The following is a 23553-nucleotide window of genomic DNA, read 5'->3' as shown; positions in this document are numbered from 1 at the left end:
ACAAAAAATGGATGAAATTAAATTAAAATGCGATATACATGTTTCAGTGGTGTTGCTGTGTATGGTGATATTAAAGTCTGTGAAAATAATCATGGCGAATTAATCAAAAAGCACTGCAATTATAAAAATATTATATATATGTAATTGTATTTTATTATGATGAAGTAAATGATTTAAAGCAGATACATGATGCGTTCAGATCAGTTTAAAGCAGTGTTGCATAGTTTTCGCACACTATAATACATTCAATCATACAATTGAAACGTATAGAGTGTTTTTGTAGATACCGTTGAATAAGAAGATAAACGTAAAAGATTATCGTAAATATAAAAAACTTTAGTAAATAAAATTGTTCATAAAGTGGATGAAGGTTTATATCAGTCAAGTAGATTTACATTACAAGTTATTCAAAAGTACATATATTTGTTAAGGGAGTGAACGATTATCCAATTCAGCATGTTTTTTGCTCTTATTATTCCTTTTTATTGATTCATAATAAGTACTTCTAAGACTTTGCACATTAATGGATATTGAATATTGATACGCATTCTGTTAAATGATTTCTATTTCGTCTCGTGATTAGCAATATTTGCTTTAAAACATCATTTTCCATTTTTAAATGTTGAACTTCTTTGCGTAATTTTATTAACTCTTTTTCATCACTTTTTAAATTATCTTGATGATTGAAGGACCCAGTATTTTGGTGTTGTTTTATCGGATTTGAGAAAGTTGAGGTTGTTAAATCATACTCGCGTATAATTTCATTTTTAGGCTTACCATTTTCATATAATCTAACCTTTTGTAACTTAAACTCTGAACTAAATGATCTTCTTTCTCTTGTCGTAATAAAATAGCCTACTTTCTTAAATTAACAATATCTATTCTCATAGAATTTGTTCAATTAAGTGTAGACGATTCACTGACACATCATAAGTACGTTAGGAATTTTGATCGTTCATTGTTATTGCTTTATGTTTTAGGAAATGTGCTATTGAAGGGTTTAAAGATGTTTGGAATTTCTTGGTTTCTTGACTTATATAGTTATGAAAGAGGGCGTTGTCCTTTATTAAATTTCTGAGATCAGAAATGCTATAAATAAAGTGATTAAGATTTTTTGTTTTCATGTAATTTAAGAAATGGATTTGTTTTTTGTGGGTTATTTTTAATTCTGTTCTGAAATGGTTTGAATTTTGCAGTTGCAAATATGGTAGCTGCATCTTTTGACAAAGTAATAGAACCTTTTTCTTCTGGTACCATGATATTCACTCCTTGTACAATTTGATTTAAAGTTTATAAAATAATTTTACTATGTATAATAATTTGTGTAAATAGTTTCTTATTGTTACCGAATAATTTGTTTGGAAGCGTTATGTAATGCCAATCAACACCAAAGTCCTCATGTCCTCATTCCTTTTGCGACTACATATATTGTTAATAATATTGAAATTATAAACTGATAGTGATAATTTAGTTAACTGACCCATGAGAGTAGGAACCCCACCATACGGGAATTTCGAAATCATGGGTTTTTTGTTTTAAAGGATTGATGCAATAGATAAAGTAGCCATTCTAATATATGGAGTATTTATCAACTAAAAATTAAAACAGATATGAATTTTCTTCATTAAATAATTTTTCTATAAGGAAACAGAGGCAACGCTACTGTCACCTCTGCTTGAAATAATTAGGTTGAAATACTCTGAGTCTAAAGTCCATACCCAAATCGCTCAAATCCTCCAAACCTCCGACTACATCTCCAAACCCCAAAACACCAATACTTACCAAAGCATTGATATAAGTGCCAATACTGGCAATGTGCCTTGTTTGAAAAAGATACTAATATTGCTTGAAAGGCCACCATAAATAGCAACGCCAATGATATACACTAAAATAGCTGCGCATATTTCTTTTGGATTACTGCTGATAAATAAACCGTATATTAGCAAAACTCCGATTAAACCATTATATACGCCTTGATTCTTCAAAAGTACGTTAATATTTTTGTCTTTCAATTTATCGACGCTTATATTAAATGTCTCGCTGGTCTTTCTGGAAGTTGTAGCAATCGTTTCAAGGTACATAATATAGAAAAATTCTAATGCCACAAATATGATTAAAATTGTCGAGATGATATTCACTGTAACGCTCCTTTAGTATTAAATATTTTCTTGTAAAAATGATTGCAGTGTCTGTGGTTGATCATTGACTAATTGTTGGAATTCATTGGATTCTTGGTCTAATAGTCCTCTTGCTCCTGCGTCGTACATTGATGCCAATAATGCACCAAAGCCTTTAGGTTCATCGTACATTTCTGCAAATGTCTCTAATGAAACGGGTTCATATTTAATTTCTGTGCCTGATGCCTCAGATAAAATTGCAGCAAGTTCCTTCATATCATAACTGTAGCCTGATAATAAATAACGTTTGCCCCAAGTATCTGGATTTTTAATAATAGCAATGACACCTCTAGCAATATCATTTCTAGTAATATAATTAATACGACCATCACCAGCTGGATAAATCAGTTTATGCATATTCATCAATTCTGGTAAATATGGTTTAAGTGGATCCATGTACATCGCCATTCTTACATACGTATAATCAATGCCACTTGTTGCCAATAAACGTGATGCATATCCGAAATAAGGGCTCATATGGAATGGATTATTATGCTGATCTGCGTAATAACCTATGAAAATGATATGAGCAACGCCACTTTGCTTTGCGGCATATACTAAATTTTCCACTTCAGGAATACGTTTAAATGATGGATGGATAATACTTGGAATAAACACAACGGTGTCGATGCCTTTAAATGCTTTTACCATGCTTTCTTGATTAAAATAATCTAATTGTCGAACAGAAACTTTTCCGCGCCAATCTTCTGGAACTTTCTCAACATTTCTAACACCAATGTGAAAATGATCTATGTGATTTGCAATGGCTTGATTTGTAATATGTGTGCCTAAATGACCTGTAGCACCTGTTAACATAATATTCATTCACTTCATCTCCTAATCTTTATATACATAACATAATACTTATTCGATGATTTTCAAAACATTTGATTTTATAAAAAATTGCAATCTGTATTTATTGTCGCCGTGTATAGTAAATACGCATATGTTATTAATGTTAAAAATACCGTAATGACGCGTTTTAGTTGATGCGTGTCACCATGATCTTTGAAAATTTTGACATGGTACTGCGACGATATGATGTCATTTTTGTGTCTGAAAGTTTTACAGTTTTTAAAATTAAAATGGTTTAAAGTGTGAATTGTATAAAAAAGAGTCTTGACGGATAAGAATTGATTATTAACAGTTAGCATTTTATTAATTACCTTAACAATGATTCAAGTTTAGTTAAATGAGGTTTAATTTGAAAGGGAATAGCGCCTCAATATAATGTAGGTAGATTGTTCATATTACGTAATTGAAAAATCAAATTTAAATAGATTGGGGCTAAAAATTATGAAATTTAAAGCGATAGCAAAAGCAAGTTTAGCATTGGGAATGTTAGCAACAGGTGTAATAACGTCGAATATACAATCAGTACAAGCGAAAACAGAAGTTAAACAACAAAGTGAGGCTGATTTAAAACTTTATTATAATGGACCAAGTTTTGAATATAAAAAAGTAACTGGATATGGATTTATTGAAGGTAAAGATAGATTCATTGATTTTATATACAATGGACAATATAATAAAATATCTTTAGTTGGTTCTGATAAAGATAAATATAATGAAGAAGTTAACCCAGATATAGATGTGTTTGTCGTTAGAGAAGGAAACGGTAGACAAGCTGATAATCATTCGATTGGTGGCGTAACAAAAACTAATAGAGGAGTGTATTACGACTATATACACTCTCCAATCCTTGAAATTAAGAAAGGTAATGAAGAACCACAAAATAGTCTGTATCAAATTTATAAAGAAAATATCTCATTAAAAGAACTTGATTATAGATTACGAGAACGTGCAATCAAACAACACGGCTTGTATTCAAATGGTCTTAAACAAGGTCAAATTACAATTACTATGAAAGATGGCAAATCACATACTATCGATTTAAGTCAAAAACTTGAAAAAGAACGTATGGGTGATTCTATCGACGGCAGACAAATACAAAAAATTCTAGTAGAAATGAAATAATACTTTCTAACGACAAAGCGCTATGTTGAATCGTGCTTGTTATGGAAATATATGGAAGTTAAGCGACGTACTGTTGCTTAGCTTCTTTTTTGAGGGCAAAGTTACAAAACTCACACAAACAGTCGCAGCACGCATTATCTTTTACTTAACTAGCTTAATCATATTTTATGAATAGTTAAAAAAGGGTTAATGTGAATATCAGCATACAGCTCCTATAATATGGTTGTATGATTCAATTTACGTAATAAAACAATCTAATCTAATATATTGGAGCATACAATTATGAAAATGAAATCAATTGCAAAAGTAAGTTTAGTGTTGGGTATTTTAGCTACAGGTGTAAATACTGTAACGGAACAACCGGTGCATGCCGAAAATAAACATGTTCAAGTAAGCCAAAATAGTAAAAATTTAAAAGCGTACTATACTCAACCTAGTGTTGAATATAAAAATGTGACAGGTTATATCAGTAGTATTCAACCTAAACCAGGCACTAAATTTTTGAATATGATAGAAGGTAATACAGTTAATAATCTAGCTTTAGTTGGCAAAGATAAGGAACACTATCATACGGGTGTACATCGCAACCTTGATATATTTTATGTTAATGAGGATAAGAGATTTGAAGGTGCAAAGTACTCGATTGGTGGTATCACAAAAGCAAGCGATAAAGTTGTCGACCAAGTAGCAGAAGCAAGAGTCATTAAAGAAGATCACACTGGTGAATATGATTATGACTTTTTCCCATTTAAAATAGATAAAGAAGCAATGACATTAAAAGAGGTTGATTTTAAAATAAGAAAACATCTTATTGATCATTATGGTCTTTATGGTGAAATGAGTTCAGGAACAGTTACTGTCCAAATGAAATACTATGGCAAGTATACAATTGAATTGGATAAAAAGTTACAAGAAGACCGAATGGCCGATATCGTCAAAGTCATAGATATTGATAGGATTGAAGTCAAAGTTAAAAAAGCATAATGCTTAGACTGGTCGTCGTAATGAATTGAAATTGCAATAGTGAGGTTAAGTGATGATAAAACGTTACTTAACTTCTTTTTTATGTCTTAAAATCATTTCAAAGATACATAGTAACACCACATAAACCTCGAAAGTACTCATTATTTTTTGCTTAAATGACTTAATAATATTTCAACAATTGTTAAACGAGGGTTAATGTGAATAGACCAATATGTCCTCTATAATGAAGTTGTATGATTCTAATTACGTAAAGAACAATCGAATAATTACGATTGGAGCATACAACTATGAAAATAAGAACAATTGCGAAAGCGAGTATAGCGTTAGGGCTTGTAACAACAGGTGCAAGTATAGTAACAACGCAATCGGCCAATGCAGAAGTAGCATCAGCACTTAAAGCAGGACAGTTAGCAAAGATAAACGTATCAACAAGCGCAATCACAACGACAGCGCAAGCAGTGAACGCAGAACAAAATCATACGGCTAATCCTGAACAGGCGGCAAAGTCTAACACAGAAAATGTATCAACATCGCTTTCAACTCAAACAGAACAGACGCCAAAATCTAACATACAAAAAGCAACACAACCAGCACCAAGCGGAACAACTCAGTCTTTACCAAATGCACAACCGCAATCAACACAACCAACACCAAGTGTAACAACACCGCCTTCATCTAATGTCGAAACACCACAACCAACATCGCCAACCACAAAACAAGCACAAAAGGAAATAAACCCTAAATTTAAAGGTTTAAGATCATATTATACGAAATCAAGTTTAGAATTTAAAAATGAGTTGGGTATAATTATCAAAAAATGGACAACAATAAGATTTATGAATATTGTTCCAGATTATTTCATATATAAAATAGCTTTAGTTGGAAAAGATGATAAGAAATATGGTGAAGGCGTGCATAGGCATGTCGATGTATTTATCGTTTTAGAACAAAATAAATATGGCGTAGACAAATACTCGGTCGGTGGTATCACAAAAGCAAATAGAAAGAAAGTTGATTACAAAACTGGAATAAGTATTACTAAAGAAGATAAAAAAGGTACAATCTCACATGATGTTTCAGAATACAAGATTACTAAAGAAGAGATTTCCTTGAAAGAACTTGATTTTAAATTGAGAAAACAACTCATTGAACAACATAATTTGTACGGTAATATTGGTTCAGGAACAATCGTTATTAAAATGAAAAATGGTGGAAAGTACACGTTTGAATTACACAAAAAATTGCAACAACATCGCATGGCAGATGTTATTGATGGTACAAATATTGATAGAATTGAAGTGAATCTAAAATCATCGTGATGGATACTACATAGAACCGTTGAACGATGAAATGAGAAGTTAAGCGACAATGACCTACATCATTGCTTAGCTTCTTTTGTTTTGCGTAATGATGTTAAGGGAAATTATTCACTTGTTTGTAAAAGTGACATCTCAATGTCTTGAAAATGATGCAATGCCCAATGTGCAAGCGTTGAATCGCTTCGAAACCATCTGTATTTAACGAAAATTATGGATTACTTAACGATGATTCAAATATAGTTAAACATGGTTTAATGTGAATAGACCGATACGTCTTCTATAATGTAGTTGTATGATTCTAATTACGTAAAGAACAATCGAATATAATAGATTGGAGCATACAACTATGAAAATGACACAAATTGCGAAAACCAGTTTAGCACTATCACTTTTAACAACAGGTGCAAGTATAGTAACAACGCAATCGGCTAATGCAGAAGTAGCATCAGCACTTAAAACAGAACAGGCAATAAAATCTAAAATACAAAAAGTAACAACATCGCCTTCAACAAAAGTAAAAGCAACACAACCAACACCAAGCGTAACTACAACAACTCCGCCTTCACCAAATGTACAACCGCAATCGCCACAACCAACACCAAGTGTAACAACTCCGCCTTCACCAAATGTACAACCGCAATCGCCACAACCAACACCAAACCCAACAACACCGCATTCATCTAATGTCGAAACAAAACAACCGCAATCGCCAACCACAAAACAAGCACAAAAGGAAATAAACCCTAAATATAAGGATTTAAGAACATATTATACGAAACCGAGTTTAGAATTCGAAAAGCAATTTGGCTTTATGCTGAAACCATGGACGACAGTTAGGTTTATGAATGTTATACCAGATTGGTTCATTTATAAAATAGCTTTAGTTGGAAAAGATGATAAGAAATATAAAGATGGGCCATACGATAATATTGATGTATTTATCGTTTTAGAGGACAATAAATATCAATTGAAAAAATATTCTGTCGGGGGTATCACGAAGACAAATAGTAAAAAAGTTGATCACAAAGCAGAATTAAGCATTACTAAAAAAGATGAGAAAGGCAAAATCTCACACGATGATTCAGAATATAAGATAACTAAAGAAGAGATTTCCTTGAAAGAGCTTGATTTTAAATTGAGAAAGCAACTCATTGAACAACATAATTTGTACGGTAATATTGGTTCAGGAACAATTGTTATTAAAACGAAAAACGGTGGGAAGTACACGTTTGAATTGCATAAAAAATTACAAGAACATCGCATGGCAGATGTCATAGATGGCACTAGTATCGAAAGAATTGAAGTGAATCTAAAATCATCGTGATGGATACTGCATAGAACCGTTGAACGATGTACCGAGAAGTTGAGTGACAAAAATTTACATGTTGCTCAGCTTCTTTCGTGTTGCACAGTGGTATAAGAAGACGAATATTTGATGTTGACCACACATAACATGCTTATGTCCTAAATGTGTCTAAAAATACCAATCTATCAAGCGTTGAAGTACAACAAAAGTCATTTTTATTTAACGAACATTATGGATTCCTTAATTTAATTAACGATGATTCAAATATAGTTAAACAAGGTTTAATATGAATAGAGACATACGCCAACTATAATAAAGCTGTATGATTCAATAAACGTAATCGAACAAATCTAATAATTACGATTGGAGCATACAACTATGAAGATGACAGCAATTGCGAAAGCCAGTTTAGCTCTAAGTATTTTAGCGACTGGGGTTATAACATCAACGGCTCAAACTGTAAATGCGAGCGAACATGAATCAAAATATGAAAATGTGACAAAAGATATCTTCGACTTGAGAGATTACTATAGTCGCGCAAGTAAGGAACTTAAAAATGTTACTGGCTATCGTTATAGCAAAGGTGGCAAGCACTACCTTATCTTTGATAAAAATAGAAAGTTCACAAGAATACAAATTTTTGGTAAAGATATAGAAAGGATTAAAAAACGTAAAAATCCAGGATTAGATATATTTGTAGTTAAAGAAGCGGAAAATCGCAACGGCACAGTGTATTCATATGGTGGCGTTACTAAGAAAAATCAAGGCGCTTACTATGATTACTTAAGCGCACCTAGATTCGTTATTAAAAAAGAAGTAGGTGCAGGTGTTTCTGTGCATGTTAAAAGATACTACATTTATAAGGAAGAGATTTCGCTGAAAGAACTTGATTTTAAATTACGACAGTATTTAATTCAAGATTTTGATCTGTATAAAAAGTTTCCTAAAGCTAGCAAGATAAAAGTGACAATGAAAGATGGCGGCTATTATACGTTTGAACTCAATAAAAAGTTACAAACAAACCGAATGAGTGACGTCATAGATGGCAGAAATATTGAGAAAATAGAAGCCAATATTAGATAATTCAACGAAACATGGATAATAGTAAAATATGGATAGTATAGATGAGCTAGGCAGCATAGGTTGCTTAGCTTCTTTTTTGTGTCGTTACGATCGGAAATGAAGTGGGTCGATGAAAGATAATAACGACAATAAAAACTGTGAAAATAGTTGATACCTATAGTCGCACGGTGTCGCACTAGTGACATGAAACAATGTGGAAAACATAATTAAATTGAAAGAAAGTGTGAATGGTGAAAAAAATAGCATAGAGTTATAAAAAATGATTAATACTGTTAGGATTCCATTAATTAGCTTAACATTGGTTCAGGAATAGTTAAAAAGCGGTTAATTCATAGCGCAGTATCCGGCTTATATAATGATAGTAGATTGTTCGTATTACGTAATTGAATTAATCACATAAACATATATTAAGTCAAAATTTAAAAATAGATTGGGAGAATAATACTATGAAATTAAAAACGTTAGCTAAAGCAACATTAGCATTAGGTTTATTAACTACTGGTGTCATTACATCAGAAGGTCAAGCAGTTCAAGCGGCAGAAAAACAAGAGAGAGTACAACATTTACATGATATTAGAGATTTACATCGATACTACTCATCAGAAAGTTTCGAATATAGTAATGTTAGTGGTAAGGTTGAAAACTACAATGGTTCTAACGTTGTACGCTTTAACCCAAAAGATCAAAATCACCAATTATTCTTATTAGGAAAAGATAAAGAACAATATAAAGAAGGTCTACAAGGCCAAAATGTCTTTGTAGTACAAGAATTAATTGATCCAAACGGCAGACTATCTACTGTTGGTGGTGTAACGAAGAAAAACAACAAAACTTCTGAAACTAATACACCTTTATTTGTTAATAAAGTTAATGGTGAAGATTTAGATGCATCAATTGACTCATTTTTAATCCAAAAAGAAGAAATCTCATTAAAAGAGCTTGATTTCAAAATTAGACAACAATTAGTTAATAATTACGGATTATATAAAGGTACATCTAAATACGGTAAAATCATTATCAATTTGAAAGACGAAAATAAAGTAGAAATTGATTTAGGTGATAAATTACAATTCGAGCGCATGGGCGATGTGTTGAATAGTAAAGACATTAGAGGTATATCAGTCACTATTAACCAAATTTAAAGTAAGCAATCAATGACTTTAAAGTAATAAATTTTGAGGCAGCTTAACGATGAAACGTTGAATAAATATGTATATCCTATCAAAGGAGCGTATTTAAAGCAACGTCGTCGTTAGGCTGTTTTTTACATTTGATAACACAAGTCACGAGTATACTAAATAAGTCATACCACTCATTAAAACCACGTACTTTGAATATTAATTAGGTGTTCATTAACAATGATTCAAAGTTATTTAAACGCACGTTAATGTCAGTTTGTTTCGATGCACTTTATAATAAAGGCAGATGTTTCAAATTACGTAATCATAACAATCCAATACATTAAGATTGGAGCAATAAATTATGAAATTAACAGCAATAGCTAAAGCAACATTAGCATTAGGAATATTAACAACAGGTGTGATGACAGCAGAAAGTCAAACTGTAAACGCGAAAGTAAAGTTGGATGAAACACAACGCAAATATTATATAAATATGCTAAAAGATTACTATTCTCAAGAAAGCTATGAATCAACAAACATTAGTGTTAAAAGTGAAGATTATTATGGGTCTAACGTTTTAAACTTTAACCAACGAAATAAAAATTTCAAAGTATTTCTAATTGGCGACGATAGAAATAAATATAAAGAACTGACGCATGGCCGTGATGTCTTTGCAGTACCTGAATTAATAGATACTAAAGGCGGCATATATAGCGTTGGCGGTATAACAAAGAAAAATGTGAGATCCGTGTTTGGCTATGTAAGTCATCCGGGACTGCAAGTTAAAAAAGTTGATCCTAAAGATGGCTTTTCGATAAAAGAGTTGTTCTTTATTCAAAAAGAAGAAGTATCATTGAAAGAACTTGATTTTAAAATCAGAAAAATGTTAGTCGAAAAATATAGATTGTATAAAGGCGCGTCAGATAAAGGTAGAATTGTTATCAATATGAAAGACGAAAAGAAACATGAAATTGATTTAAGTGAAAAATTAAGTTTTGATCGTATGTTTGATGTGCTGGATAGTAAGCAGATTAAAAATATTGAAGTGAATTTGAATTAATTAAAGATGATAGTATAAAAAATTAAAAAGCGGCTTAACGATAAAATGTGCATTGACACCCGTACCTTTGAATAAGAACTGTGTTAAATACATTATTGTTGTTAAGTTGTTTTTTGCGTTTCAAAGAGTAGAAATAACACAATTAGTTGTAGAAAACGATGATCCGGAAAAACAACGACATGTAAAGCGTGAAAGTTAATTAACCTGGACATTAAAATATATTTGTTTTTAATTAATAATAATTCACGCATATTTAAATCGAGGTTAATTATCGCGTTAAACGATGGACGTTATAATAAGCGTATATGATTCAAATTACGTAATAATAACAATCCAATACATTAAGATTGGAGTAAATAAATATGAAATTGACAGCATTAGCAAAAGTAACATTAGCATTAGGGATTTTAACAACAGGAACTTTAACAACAGAGGCCCATTCAGGTCATGCTAAACAAAATCAAAAGTCAGTAAACAAACATGACAAAGAAGCATTACACCGATACTACACTGGAAACTTTAAGGAAATGAAAAACATTAATGCTTTGAGACATGGTAAAAATAACTTACGTTTTAAATATAGAGGGATGAAGACTCAAGTATTATTGCCTGGAGATGAGTACCGTAAATATCAACAGCGAAGACATACGGGCTTAGATGTGTTTTTTGTTCAAGAAAGAAGAGACAAGCACGACATATCATATACTGTTGGTGGTGTAACAAAGACCAATAAAACATCCGGCTTTGTCAGCACACCAAGATTAAATGTTACAAAAGAAAAGGGTGAAGATGCTTTTGTGAAAGGTTACCCTTATGATATTAAAAAAGAAGAAATATCATTGAAAGAGTTAGATTTTAAGTTGAGAAAGCATCTAATTGAAAAATACGGTCTTTATAAAACACTCTCAAAAGATGGTAGGATTAAAATTAGTCTGAAAGATGGTAGCTTTTATAACCTTGATTTAAGAACTAAATTAAAATTCAAACATATGGGGGAAGTCATAGATAGTAAACAAATTAAGGATATTGAAGTGAATTTAAAGTAAATCATTATGAATAATAAAAAGTAATTGAAGCGGCTTAACGATGAAAAGTAAATTGGTGCGTATACCTTACCAAAAGGATGCATCAATCGATATCGTCGTTAAGCCGTTTTTGTTTGCGTGTTATGAATCCTATCCCAATCTCCATGAATATAAAATTTCCACCATCAACATCAAAATTCTCAACATCGCGACACCACCAAATGTTATAATAAATCTATTACACAAAGAGACAAATTACTTATGCAAAGGCGGAGGAATCACATGTCTATTACTGAAAAACAACGTCAGCAACAAGCTGAATTACATAAAAAATTATGGTCAATTGCGAATGATTTAAGAGGGAATATGGATGCGAGTGAATTCCGTAATTACATTTTAGGCTTGATTTTCTATCGCTTCTTATCTGAAAAAGCGGAACAAGAATATGCAGATGCCTTGGCAGGTGAAGATATTACATATCAAGAAGCATGGGCAGATGAAGAATACCGTGAAGACTTAAAAGCAGAATTAATTGATCAAGTTGGTTACTTCATTGAGCCACAAGATTTATTCAGTGCGATGATTCGTGAAATTGAAACGCAAGATTTCGATATCGAACATCTGGCGACGGCAATTCGTAAAGCTGAAACTTCAACACTAGGTGAAGAAAGTGAAAATGACTTTATCGGACTGTTCAGCGATATGGACTTAAGTTCAACGCGTTTAGGTAACAATGTCAAAGAACGTACTGCGTTAATTTCCAAAGTTATGGTTAACCTTGATGACTTACCATTCGTTCACAGTGATATGGAAATTGATATGTTAGGTGATGCATACGAATTTCTTATCGGGCGCTTTGCGGCGACAGCGGGTAAAAAAGCAGGCGAGTTCTATACACCACAACAAGTATCTAAGATACTGGCGAAGATTGTCACAGACGGTAAAGATAAATTACGTCATGTATATGACCCAACATGTGGTTCAGGTTCATTACTGTTACGCGTTGGTAAAGAGGCAAAAGTGTATCGTTATTTTGGACAAGAACGTAACAATACCACATACAACTTAGCGCGCATGAACATGTTGTTACATGATGTGCGATATGAAAATTTCGATATCCGTAATGATGATACGTTGGAAAATCCAGCCTTTTTAGGACATACATTTGATGCGGTTATTGCGAACCCACCATATAGCGCGAAATGGACAGCAGACTCAAAATTTGAAAATGACGAACGCTTCAGCGGATACGGCAAGCTTGCGCCAAAGTCTAAAGCAGACTTTGCCTTTATTCAACACATGGTACATTACCTAGATGATGAAGGTACCATGGCCGTTGTACTCCCACATGGTGTCTTATTCCGTGGTGCCGCAGAAGGTATCATTCGTCGTTATTTAATTGAAGAAAAGAACTACTTAGAAGCCGTGATTGGTTTGCCAGCGAACATTTTCTATGGGACAAGTATTCCAACATGTATCTTAGTATTTAAAAAATGTCGCCAACAAGACGACAACGTATTATTTATCGATGCATCCAATGATTTTGAAAAAGGAAAAAACCAAAACCATTTAAGCGATGCCCAAGTCGAACGAATTATAGACACATATAAGCGTAAGGAAACAATTGATAAGTATAGCTACAGCGCGACATTACAAGAGATCGCCGATAACGATTACAACTTAAACATACCGAGATATGTCGATACATTCGAAGAAGAAGCGCCAATTGATTTAGATCAAGTCCAACAAGATTTGAAAAATATCGACAAAGAAATCGCAGAAATTGAACAAGAAATCAATGCATACCTGAAAGAACTTGGGGTGTTGAAAGATGAGTAATACACAAACGAAAAATGTGCCAGAGTTGAGATTCCCAGGGTTTGAAGGCGAATGGGAAGAGAAGAAGGTTGGCGAGTTATTAGAATTTAAAAATGGTTTAAATAAAGGAAAAGAATATTTTGGCTCAGGATCGTCGATTGTTAACTTCAAAGATGTATTTAATAACAGGAGCTTAAATACAAATAATCTGACTGGAAAAGTTAATGTGAATAGCAAAGAACTAAAAAATTATTCTGTTGAAAAGGGTGATGTTTTTTTTACAAGGACTAGTGAGGTAATTGGTGAAATAGGTTATCCGTCTGTAATTTTAAATGACCCTGAAAATACTGTGTTTAGTGGATTTGTATTAAGAGGGCGGCCTAAATCAGGAATTGATTTAATAAATAATAATTTTAAAAGATATGTCTTTTTTACTAATTCATTTAGAAAAGAAATGATTACAAAAAGTTCTATGACAACTAGAGCTTTAACATCAGGTAGCGCAATTAATAAAATGAAGGTCATATACCCTGTTTCGGCTAAAGAACAGAGAAAAATAGGTGACTTCTTCAGCAAACTCGACCGACAAATTGAATTAGAAGAACAAAAGCTTGAATTACTTCAACAACAAAAAAAAGGCTATATGCAGAAAATCTTCTCACAGGAACTGCGATTCAAAGATGAGAATAGTGAAGATTATCCACATTGGGAAAATAGCAAAATAGAAAAATATTTAAAAGAGAGAAACGAACGTTCTGACAAAGGTCAAATGCTTTCAGTAACTATAAATAGTGGCATTATAAAATTTAGTGAATTGGATAGAAAAGATAATTCAAGTAAAGATAAAAGTAATTATAAAGTAGTTAGGAAAAATGATATTGCATATAATTCTATGAGAATGTGGCAAGGGGCTAGTGGTAGATCAAATTATAATGGGATTGTTAGCCCTGCATATACTGTGCTTTATCCAACACAAAATACTAGCTCATTATTTATTGGATATAAGTTTAAAACACATAGAATGATTCATAAATTTAAAATTAATTCACAAGGATTAACATCAGATACATGGAACTTAAAATATAAACAATTAAAAAATATAAATATAGATATACCTGTATTGGAGGAACAAGAAAAGATAGGTGATTTCTTTAAAAAAATGGATATATTGATTAGTAAACAGAAAATAAAAATTGAAATATTAGAAAAAGAGAAACAATCCTTTTTACAAAAGATGTTCTTATAACTTTGATAAACACATAGGTTGCATAAGAATAAAATTTGTGTAATTTAACATAAAAGTTATAAACATAAAGTAAATTAAAAACGAACATTAAATTTAGGCACTGTGATAGCACAGTGTCTTTTTTGTGTCGAAATTGTGTACAGAATAAGTAGTTAAATAAAGATTAAGTTGAGATAAAGTGTTATTCGTAAATAAAAGAGAGTAGATCGATAGGAATTGAATGATATTAGTTAACTATTTATTAAATCACTTAATAATGATTAATTTTTAGTTAAAGTAAGTTTAATGTGAAGCACGACCGTTGCTCATTATAATGAATGAGGATTGTTCGTATTGCGTAATAGAATAAATCAAATAGACTAAAAATTGGGAGCATAGAATTATGAAATTAAAAAATATTGCTAAAGCAAGTTTAGCACTAGGGATTTTGACAACAGGGATGATTACAACTACTGCTCAGCCAGTAAAAGCAAGTGAGCAAAGCAGATTATCAGTTACTTCAAACGACACGCAAGAATTAAAAAAATACTACAGTGGAACAGGATATAATTTTCAAAATGTGAGTGGTTATAGAGAAAAGGATAAAATGAACATTATTGATGGGACACAACTTAATGTAGTTACTTTACTTGGTACAGACAAAGAAAGATTTAAAGATTATGACTATGATTATGAAGGGTTAGATGTCTTTGTAGTCAGAGAAGGATCAGGTAAACAAGCTGAAAATATTTCAATAGGTGGAATTACCAAGACGAATAAAAACGATTATAAAGATTTCGTAAATAATGTAGGTCTAGAAATAACTAAACCAACAGGACATAATACAGCAACAAGACAAGCAGAAACTTATAGAATTAATAAAGAAGAAATTTCATTAAAAGAATTAGATTTCAAATTAAGAAAACATTTAATTGAAAATCATGAACTTTATAAGACAGAGCCTAAAGACGGTAAAATTAGAATTACTATGAAAGGTGGCGGCTACTATACTTTTGAATTAAATAAAAAATTACAGCCTCATCGTATGGGTGATGTAATTGATGGTAGAAATATAGAAAAAATTGAAGTCGATTTATATTAATATTCGAGGGAGTATATCATGAGGGAAAATTTTAAGTTACGTAAAATGAAAGTCGGGTTAGTATCTGTTGCAATTACAATGTTATATATCATGACAAACGGACAAGCAGAAGCATCAGAGGCTAATGAGAAGCCAAGTACAAATCAAGAATCAAAAGTTGTTTCACAGACTGAACAAAATTCAAAAGAAACAAAAACAGTAGAATCTAATAAGAACTTTGTTAAATTAGATACTATTAAACCTGGAGCTCAAAAGATAACGGGAACTACTTTACCAAATCACTATGTTTTATTAACAGTTGATGGGAAAAGTGCGGATTCAGTAGAAAATGGCGGTTTGGGTTTTGTTGAAGCAAATGACAAAGGAGAATTTGAGTACCCTTTAAATAATCGTAAAATTGTTCATAATCAAGAAATTGAGGTTTCGTCGTCAAGCCCTGATTTAGGTGAAGATGAAGAAGATGAAGAGGTGGAAGAAGCTTCAACTGATAAAGCTGGCGTTGAGGAAGAAAGTACAGAAGCTAAAGTTACTTACACAACACCGCGATATGAAAAAGCGTATGAAATACCGAAAGAACAACTAAAAGAAAAAGATGGACATCACCAAGTTTTTATCGAACCTATTACTGAAGGATCAGGTATTATTAAAGGGCATACGTCTGTAAAAGGTAAAGTTGCTTTATCTATTAATAATAAATTTATTAATTTTGAAGAGAGCGTTAAGGGCGGAGTTAGTAAAGAAGACACTAAAGCTAGTTCAGATGGTATCTGGATGCCTATTGATGACAAAGGATACTTTAACTTTGACTTCAAAACGAAACGTTTCGATAATTTAGAGTTAAAAGAAGGTAATGACATTTCACTAACATTTGCACCTGATGATGAAGAAGATGCATTAAAACCTTTAATTTTCAAAACTAAAGTAACGAGCTTAGAAGATATCGATAAAGCAGAAACTAAATATGACCATACTAAACTCAACAAAGTGAAAGTTTTAGATAATGTTAAAGAAGATTTACATGTTGATGAAATATATGGAAGCTTATATCATACAGACAAAGGTAAAGGTATTCTTGATAAAGAAGGTACTAAAGTAATTAAAGGAAAGACTAAATTCGCGAATGCAGTAGTGAAGGTAGACTCTGAACTAGGTGAAGCACAATTATTCCCTGATTTACAAGTAAATGAAAAAGGTGAATTTAGCTTTGACTCACATGGTGCTGGTTTTAGATTACAAAATGGAGAAAAATTAAACTTCACAGTGGTTGATCCTATTACAGGTGACTTGTTAAGTAATGAGTTTGTTTCTAAAGAGATTGATATTGAAGAAACACCTGAACAAAAAGCGGATCGTGAGTTTGACGAAAAACTTGAAAATACGCCTGCTTACTACAAGTTATACGGCGATAAAATAGTTGGATTCGATACTAACGATTTCCCGATTACTTGGTTCTATCCATTGGGTGAAAAGAAAGTTGAACGTACAACACCTAAATTAGAAAAATAATTAAATAAAACAGCTTAATGATGTAATGAAATTAGTGAATTAATCACTGACTTCTACGTCATTGAGCTGTTTTTTTATGTGCTTTGTTATAAAGCATTATTGAATTTATTTTACGTGTTCATATTTTGAAACATCAAAGCCGTCTTGCTTAGCTTTGTTGATAATGTCTTTGATTGAATGTAGTCCTTTATCGGCGAAGTATGATCTTAAGTTGTCTTTTGTAGCTTGGTCAGCATTCTTATCTAATAACACATCGATATAGCTTAATTCATGTTCTAAGAAGTTTGCATCATCATGTAGTACGAGTCCATTTTGAGAATACACTTTCGCATCTGCTTCATTACCATATCCAACAACGCCAGTTGCTAATACACCTACCATTGCCGTAGCTACTAAAACCTTTTTAAATTTCATATCTATCACTCCTCTAAAAATTGTAACTCCATCATAACACTGAATATTGAGAAAATTACGTTTATTAAGTCGATTTAATGATTTTTAATAAATAGTTAAAGTGACAAATATTGTTTAAATGCAATTAATCTTTAGTGCGATACTTGTGTTCCTTAGTATTGAGTAGTAGATTTCGAAGATATTTTAATTCAAATGAAACAATAATAAAAAAATGATGCAACATAATAATAAGTACAAATTTAATTAATAAATTAAATTGATTGTATATGTATATTTTGGTAACGTAAAAGAGAAATATACAAAATAATTAATTATTTATATGAAAAGAGAATATAAATGAAGTATAAAACAGAGAGACGTGAAATGATGGGAAATATAAAAAGTTTTGCATTGTACATAAGTATCTTGCTTTTAATAGTTGTTGTAGCAGGTTGTGGCAAAAGTGATAAAACAAAAGAAGATTCCAAAGAAGAACAAATTAAAAAGAGCTTTGCGAAAACATTAGATATGTATCCAATTAAGAATCTCGAGGACCTATATGATAAAGAAGGATATCGAGATGGCGAATTTAAAAAGGGAGATAAGGGGACGTGGACTTTACTCACAAGTTTTTCAAAAAGTAACAAACCGGATGAAATAGATGACGAAGGCATGGTTTTATATCTAAATAGAAATACCAAAAAGGCAACAGGTTATTATTTTGTAAATAAAATTTATGATGATATTAGCAAAAATCAGAATGAGAAAAAATACCGTGTTGAACTTAAAAATAATAAGATTGTTCTTTTGGATAATGTAGAAGACGAAAAACTTAAACAAAAAATTGAAAATTTTAAATTTTTTAGTCAGTATGCGGATTTTAAAGATTTAAAAAATTATCAAGATGGAAGTATAACAACTAATGAAAATATTCCTAGTTATGAAGCAGAATACAAATTGAATAATAGTGATGAAAATGTAAAAAAACTTAGAGATATTTATCCAATTACAACGAAAAAGGCTCCAATATTAAAGTTACATATAGATGGTGATATAAAAGGAAGTTCAGTTGGATACAAAAAAATAGAATATAAATTTTCAAAAGTTAAAGATCAAGAGACAACATTAAGAGATTATTTAAATTTTGGGCCGTCTGATGAAGATAGCTAAAGTTTATTAGATGTAGAAATAATTCTAAAACAGAGAGACGTGAAACGATGGGGTATTTAAAAAGGTTTGCATTGTACATAAGCGTTATGATTTTAATGTTTGCGATAGCAGGTTGTGGCAAAGGTAATGAAACAAAAGAAGGTTCAAAAGAAACACAAATCAAAAAGAGCTTTGCGAAAACGTTAGATATGTATCCAATCAAAAATCTCGAGGATTTATACGACAAAGAAGGCTATAGAGATGGTGAATTTGAAAAAGGTGACAAAGGGATGTGGACGATATACACAGATTTCGCTAAAAGTAATAAACCGGGTGAATTGGATGATGAAGGTATGGTTTTAAATCTGGATAGGAATACTAGAACCGCTAAAGGCCATTATTTTGTTACTACATTTTACCGGAATGGTAAACTGCCAGATGAAAAGAATGATAAAATTGAAATGAAAAATAATAAGATTATTTTATTAGATGAAGTAAAAGATGATAAGCTCAAGCAGAAAATAGAAAATTTTAAATTTTTCGGTCAATATGCAAATCTTAAAGAATTGAAAAAATATAATAATGGTGATGTTTCAATTAATGAAAATGTTCCTAGTTATGATGTTGAATTCAAAATGAGCAATAAAGATGAAAATGTTAAGCAATTAAGAAGTCGTTATAATATTTCGACTGAAAAATCACCTATATTAAAAATGCATATTGATGGTGACCTGAAAGGCAGTTCCGTAGGTTATAGAAAGTTAGAAATTGACTTTTCAAAACGTGAAAACAGCAAATTATCAGTCATTGAATTTTTAAGTTATAAACCAGCGAAAAAATAGTATTGATAAGGAATATTAGGGTGTGAAAAAATGGGACATCTAAAAAAGCTTGCACTGTTCATAAGTGCTATTATTTTGAGCATTTTTATAATAAGTTGTAATAGTTCAAGCGATACTGCGGAAAAAGCAAAAGAAGATTCAAAAGAAGAACAAATTAAAAAGAGCTTTGCGAAAACGTTAGATATGTATCCAATCAAAAATCTCGAGGATTTATACGACAAAGAAGGTTATCGAGATGACGAATTTAAAAAAGGCGATAAAGGGACTTGGGTTATTAGATCTGAAATGAAAATCCAATTAAAAGGAGAAAATCTGGAATCTAGGGGAGTAGTTTTAGAAATTAACAGAAATACTAGAACGGCTAAAGGGAATTATATTGTTAGAGAAGTTGTTGAAGATAGCGATGGAATGACACACAATCATACAAAAAGGTATCCTGTAAAAATGGAAAATAATAAAATCATTCCATTAAAACAAATCGTTGATGAAAAAGTAAAAAAAGAAATTGAAGAATTTAAATTCTTTGTACAATACGGGAATTTCAAAGAATTGGAAAACTATAAAGACGGAGAAGTGACATATAACCCAGAAGCACCAATATACTCTGCACAATATCAATTGAAAAACAGTGATTACAATGTAGAACAATTACGTAAGCGATATAATATCCCGACGCAAAAAGCGCCTAAATTATTATTGAAAGGGTCAGGTAATCTAAAAGGCTCATCAGTTGGATATAAAAATATTGAATTTACCTTTGTTGAAAATAAGGGAGAAAATATTTACTTCACAGATAGTGTCTACTTTAATCCAAGCGAGGATAAATATAATTACTAATATAAAAAATAACGTTAGAACATTTAATAATAAAGTTAAATGAATTACATGTATTAAATTGAATAAGTTAGTTTTGTTTGATAACATAAAAGTGTAATAATCACTATTTTATTAAGTTGTATGAAATATTCAAATGTGTATAAAAATAAAGCAGAGAGATGTGAAATGATGGAGTATATAAAAAAATTGCTTTGTACATGAGTGTATTACTTTTAATCATTTTTATTGGGGGATGTGGAAATATGAAAGATGAACAGAAAAAAGAGGAACAAACAAATAAAACAGATTCAAAAGAAGAACAAATCAAAAAGAGTTTTGCGAAAACGTTAGATATGTATCCAATTAAGAATCTCGAGGATTTATACGACAAAGAAGGCTATCGAGATGGCGAATTTGAAAAAGGTGACAAAGGGATGTGGGTTCTGTATTCATCTATTGTATCAGAATTCAAAGGCGAGAGTTTAAAATCACGAGGAATGATATTAAAGTTAGATAGAAATAAGAGAACTGCTAAAGGAAGTTATATTATAAGAGAATTGAAAGAAGATAAAAATCATGATGTTCAAAAAAACGAAAAAAAGTATCCAGTTAAATTGGTGAATAATAAAATAATTCCAACTGAAGATGTAAAAAACGAAGATTTAAAAAGAGAAATTGAAAACTTCAAATTATTTTCTCAATATGGTGAATTTAAGAGTTTAAATACGGATAGGATAACAAATATTTCTTATAATCCTAATGCGCCTAACTATTCAGCTGAATATAAAATTAATGATGATGATAATAACATCAAACAATTAAAAAATCGATTCAATATTAAGTCTAATAAAAATCCTAAGTTATTGTTCAAAGGAGCAGGTAATATAAAAGGGTCTTCTGTTGGATATAAGGAGATACAGATAATTTTCAATAGGAACAAAGAAGAAAGTGTTTCTTGTATTGATAGTATAGAGTTTAAACCGAGTGAAGGAGACTATAATGAGTAAGAGTGTCTATAAATTAGATGTTGGCAAATTAAAAAAGATACTGAACCGACAAGCGCAATATCATTTATGGCGTATGAAATTGAAAATGCTAATAATCATAATTTGAGTAAGATGGCAATAAAGGAACAGTTAGATAGAAGCGCAGAAAGGGGCATGTTCCCTTCTAATCTTGAATATGTTGATAGTTACACTGATTCTCTTACTGGAGTAACAACTTCTGCTTTTTTAAATAAAGATACAGGCAAAGTAACTCTTGGGATGACTGGGACTAATATACAAGGCGAAGCCTTTAAAAAGTTAAAAGAAGGTGAATTTTCAAGACAAAATGTTACCAATGCTTTGGAAACAGTTAAAGATGGATATGCAGATATTAAAATATTATATTCTCCTGCATCTGATCAAAACTATAGATATGCGAATACACAAGAATTTATAAATAAAATAAAAAGTAAGTATGACATTGATTTTATTACTGGACATTCACTAGGTGGAAGAGATGCGGTAGTTCTAGGAATGAGTAATGGTATTCCGAACATTGTGGTTTATAATCCAGCTCCTATTTCTATAACTAGTTTGAATCCTAATTCCCCAGATGGAAAACGATTGTTAGAATTATATAAAAATTATAAAGGTAATATTACTAGGTTTGTTGCAGAAAATGATGCATTGACAGAAAATCTGAAGAAATATAAGCATTATGTTTTTTTCGGTAATGATAAAGTCTTTAAAAATGGTAAAGGTCATGAAATGGAAGGCTTTCTGACCGAAGAAGAACAAAAAGCTATAAAAAAAGAACTTAAAAAACTAAAAGGTTATGCAGAAGAAAATAATAAGTCATTTGTAAAGCATTCAAATAATGCTATCTCTAAATTAGCTAGTATAGAATTACTTAGAGCCAATATGATGACTGCAAATGGAGGAGGATTATCTTCTTCGCAGCAGAAAGTTTTAGACAGTTTAACAGCTTTAACAATTGCGCAGTCATTCAGTCAACTGATAGACGATGAAATTAATCAAATCAAAAAAATGTATAATGAAAAGAAAAAGAAATTTGGAAAAAATTGGGAAGACGCTCAAAAAGCTGGAAAAGCTGTAGGTGAAGATTTGAGTGTAAATGAAGTTCTTAATGCTTTAGATGAAGGTCAAGTGAATGAAAGTAGTATGGTAAGAGAACCTGAACAAATGATATCTGCAAAAGAAAGACAACTTTCAACGATAGGGTCTTCTGTATCAAATTATATTATGAGAGTTAGACTCAGTATTAATGAAATCGTAGATAAAGATCAAGTGCTTGCATCACAAATAGGTGGATTACTATGATGTTTAATCAAATTAATAATAAAAATGAATTAGAAGAATCATATGAATCCGAGAAAAAACGTATAGAGAATGAACTGCAAAATTTAAATGAACTTAGGCATAGAACTCGAAAAGAAAATGAACGTAGTTATGATGTTTTTCAATATTTGAAGCACGAAATGAATTATAGTGAAGATGCCCAAAGGAAAATGACGAGAAATATAGAAGCGTATGAGCAAGAAATCAATGAGATAATTAGAAAGCAAGAATGGAAATTAGAAGAATATAAAGAAGACTTAAAAAAGTCTTATGAAAAGCAGTTAGATAAACTAAGTGACTGATAA

Annotated in this window: 23 protein-coding genes and 2 pseudogenes; 19 read left to right on the top strand and 6 right to left on the bottom strand. The window is 31.2% G+C overall.

Annotated features, from left to right (window positions below; all coding sequences use genetic code 11):
* Positions 1 to 48: 48 nt before the first annotated feature.
* Positions 49 to 452 (top strand): annotated as a pseudogene (locus NST10_RS08115) (mobile element-associated protein); the annotation flags it as partial.
* A 68-nt stretch (positions 453 to 520) separates the two neighbouring features.
* Here the strand turns inward: NST10_RS08115 and NST10_RS08110 are convergent.
* From NST10_RS08110 to NST10_RS08095, 4 genes are all read right to left on the bottom strand, one after another.
* Positions 521 to 847 carry an IS3 family transposase gene (locus NST10_RS08110; RefSeq protein WP_001799349.1) on the bottom strand — a complete coding sequence of 109 codons (327 nt, stop codon included), beginning with the start codon at positions 845 to 847 and terminating at the stop codon, positions 521 to 523.
* A gap of 257 nt (positions 848 to 1104) precedes the next feature.
* The gene (locus NST10_RS08105; protein WP_000248838.1) at positions 1105 to 1257 is read right to left on the bottom strand and encodes a hypothetical protein; all 153 of its coding nucleotides are present in this window, start codon (positions 1255 to 1257) and stop codon (positions 1105 to 1107) included.
* A gap of 521 nt (positions 1258 to 1778) precedes the next feature.
* Positions 1779 to 2138 carry a DUF1304 domain-containing protein gene (locus NST10_RS08100; RefSeq protein ID WP_001021628.1) on the bottom strand — a complete coding sequence of 120 codons (360 nt, stop codon included), beginning with the start codon at positions 2136 to 2138 and terminating at the stop codon, positions 1779 to 1781.
* Between the two features lie 18 nt (positions 2139 to 2156).
* Entirely contained in the window at positions 2157 to 3002 is an 846-nt protein-coding gene (locus tag NST10_RS08095) for an SDR family oxidoreductase (protein ID WP_001024392.1), read from the bottom strand.
* A 471-nt stretch (positions 3003 to 3473) separates the two neighbouring features.
* Here NST10_RS08095 and NST10_RS08090 point away from each other — a divergent pair, with 471 nt between their 5' ends.
* From NST10_RS08090 to NST10_RS08055, 8 genes are all read left to right on the top strand, one after another.
* Entirely contained in the window at positions 3474 to 4154 is a 681-nt protein-coding gene (locus tag NST10_RS08090; RefSeq protein WP_000668994.1) for a superantigen-like protein SSL1, read from the top strand.
* A 282-nt stretch (positions 4155 to 4436) separates the two neighbouring features.
* On the top strand, positions 4437 to 5138 hold the full coding sequence (locus NST10_RS08085; RefSeq protein WP_000782834.1) for a superantigen-like protein SSL2: 702 nt from the start codon (positions 4437 to 4439) through the stop codon (positions 5136 to 5138).
* A gap of 287 nt (positions 5139 to 5425) precedes the next feature.
* Complete coding sequence (locus tag NST10_RS08080) at positions 5426 to 6457, top strand: superantigen-like protein SSL3 (RefSeq protein ID WP_000702714.1); 1032 nt, start codon at positions 5426 to 5428, stop codon at positions 6455 to 6457.
* Positions 6458 to 6803: 346 nt separating this feature from the next.
* Positions 6804 to 7781, top strand: coding sequence for a superantigen-like protein SSL4 (locus NST10_RS08075; RefSeq protein WP_000784528.1), 978 nt, complete (start codon positions 6804 to 6806; stop codon positions 7779 to 7781).
* A 360-nt stretch (positions 7782 to 8141) separates the two neighbouring features.
* Positions 8142 to 8846, top strand: coding sequence for a superantigen-like protein SSL5 (locus NST10_RS08070; protein WP_000784258.1), 705 nt, complete (start codon positions 8142 to 8144; stop codon positions 8844 to 8846).
* 446 nt (positions 8847 to 9292) lie between these two features.
* Positions 9293 to 9988 (top strand): superantigen-like protein SSL7, encoded by a 696-nt coding sequence (locus tag NST10_RS08065; RefSeq protein WP_000769829.1) that lies wholly within the window; start codon positions 9293 to 9295, stop codon positions 9986 to 9988.
* A gap of 340 nt (positions 9989 to 10328) precedes the next feature.
* Positions 10329 to 11027, top strand: coding sequence for a superantigen-like protein SSL9 (locus NST10_RS08060; protein WP_000778481.1), 699 nt, complete (start codon positions 10329 to 10331; stop codon positions 11025 to 11027).
* A 362-nt stretch (positions 11028 to 11389) separates the two neighbouring features.
* The gene (locus NST10_RS08055) at positions 11390 to 12073 is read left to right on the top strand and encodes a superantigen-like protein SSL10 (protein ID WP_000778504.1); all 684 of its coding nucleotides are present in this window, start codon (positions 11390 to 11392) and stop codon (positions 12071 to 12073) included.
* Positions 12074 to 12155: 82 nt separating this feature from the next.
* Here the strand turns inward: NST10_RS08055 and NST10_RS08050 are convergent, their stop codons facing one another.
* Complete coding sequence (locus NST10_RS08050; RefSeq protein ID WP_031788484.1) at positions 12156 to 12275, bottom strand: hypothetical protein; 120 nt, start codon at positions 12273 to 12275, stop codon at positions 12156 to 12158.
* A gap of 59 nt (positions 12276 to 12334) precedes the next feature.
* Here NST10_RS08050 and NST10_RS08045 point away from each other — a divergent pair, with 59 nt between their 5' ends.
* The 4 genes from NST10_RS08045 to NST10_RS08030 all read left to right on the top strand — a co-directional run bounded on the left by NST10_RS08045 (position 12335) and on the right by NST10_RS08030 (position 17703).
* On the top strand, positions 12335 to 13891 hold the full coding sequence (locus tag NST10_RS08045; protein WP_339209347.1) for a type I restriction-modification system subunit M: 1557 nt from the start codon (positions 12335 to 12337) through the stop codon (positions 13889 to 13891).
* On the top strand, positions 13884 to 15116 hold the full coding sequence (locus tag NST10_RS08040; RefSeq protein WP_000072632.1) for a restriction endonuclease subunit S: 1233 nt from the start codon (positions 13884 to 13886) through the stop codon (positions 15114 to 15116). Before NST10_RS08045 ends, NST10_RS08040 begins: the two co-directional genes overlap by 8 nt.
* Positions 15117 to 15498: 382 nt before the next feature.
* Positions 15499 to 16197 carry a superantigen-like protein SSL11 gene (locus NST10_RS08035; RefSeq protein ID WP_000769147.1) on the top strand — a complete coding sequence of 233 codons (699 nt, stop codon included), beginning with the start codon at positions 15499 to 15501 and terminating at the stop codon, positions 16195 to 16197.
* Between the two features lie 18 nt (positions 16198 to 16215).
* Positions 16216 to 17703: an FKLRK protein gene (locus NST10_RS08030; RefSeq protein ID WP_001208900.1), complete on the top strand. Its 1488-nt coding sequence runs from the start codon at positions 16216 to 16218 to the stop codon at positions 17701 to 17703.
* Positions 17704 to 17808: 105 nt separating this feature from the next.
* Here the strand turns inward: NST10_RS08030 and spn are convergent, their stop codons facing one another.
* Positions 17809 to 18117 (bottom strand): myeloperoxidase inhibitor SPIN, encoded by a 309-nt coding sequence (spn, locus tag NST10_RS08025; protein WP_000669514.1) that lies wholly within the window; start codon positions 18115 to 18117, stop codon positions 17809 to 17811.
* 366 nt (positions 18118 to 18483) lie between these two features.
* Between spn and NST10_RS08020 the strand changes: the two genes are divergently transcribed.
* The 6 genes and pseudogenes from NST10_RS08020 to NST10_RS07995 all read left to right on the top strand — a co-directional run bounded on the left by NST10_RS08020 (position 18484) and on the right by NST10_RS07995 (position 23550).
* Positions 18484 to 19266 (top strand): tandem-type lipoprotein, encoded by a 783-nt coding sequence (locus NST10_RS08020; protein WP_001814080.1) that lies wholly within the window; start codon positions 18484 to 18486, stop codon positions 19264 to 19266.
* A 47-nt stretch (positions 19267 to 19313) separates the two neighbouring features.
* On the top strand, positions 19314 to 20087 hold the full coding sequence (gene lpl1, locus NST10_RS08015; protein ID WP_339209343.1) for a tandem-type lipoprotein Lpl1: 774 nt from the start codon (positions 19314 to 19316) through the stop codon (positions 20085 to 20087).
* 30 nt (positions 20088 to 20117) lie between these two features.
* Entirely contained in the window at positions 20118 to 20924 is an 807-nt protein-coding gene (locus tag NST10_RS08010) for a tandem-type lipoprotein (RefSeq protein ID WP_339209341.1), read from the top strand.
* A gap of 197 nt (positions 20925 to 21121) precedes the next feature.
* Complete coding sequence (locus NST10_RS08005; RefSeq protein ID WP_001819714.1) at positions 21122 to 21910, top strand: tandem-type lipoprotein; 789 nt, start codon at positions 21122 to 21124, stop codon at positions 21908 to 21910.
* Positions 21903 to 23230, top strand: a pseudogene (locus tag NST10_RS08000) (hypothetical protein). Before NST10_RS08005 ends, NST10_RS08000 begins: the two are co-directional and overlap by 8 nt.
* Positions 23227 to 23550: a hypothetical protein gene (locus tag NST10_RS07995; protein WP_000971498.1), complete on the top strand. Its 324-nt coding sequence runs from the start codon at positions 23227 to 23229 to the stop codon at positions 23548 to 23550. Before NST10_RS08000 ends, NST10_RS07995 begins: the two are co-directional and overlap by 4 nt.
* Positions 23551 to 23553 lie beyond the last annotated feature (3 nt).

The sequence above is a fragment of the Staphylococcus sp. FSL W8-0305 genome, from assembly GCF_037966415.1.
GTDB lineage: Bacteria > Bacillota > Bacilli > Staphylococcales > Staphylococcaceae > Staphylococcus > Staphylococcus aureus.
The sequence above is the reverse complement of the archived record's forward strand: the minus strand, read 5'-3'. Positions and strand labels throughout refer to the sequence as shown.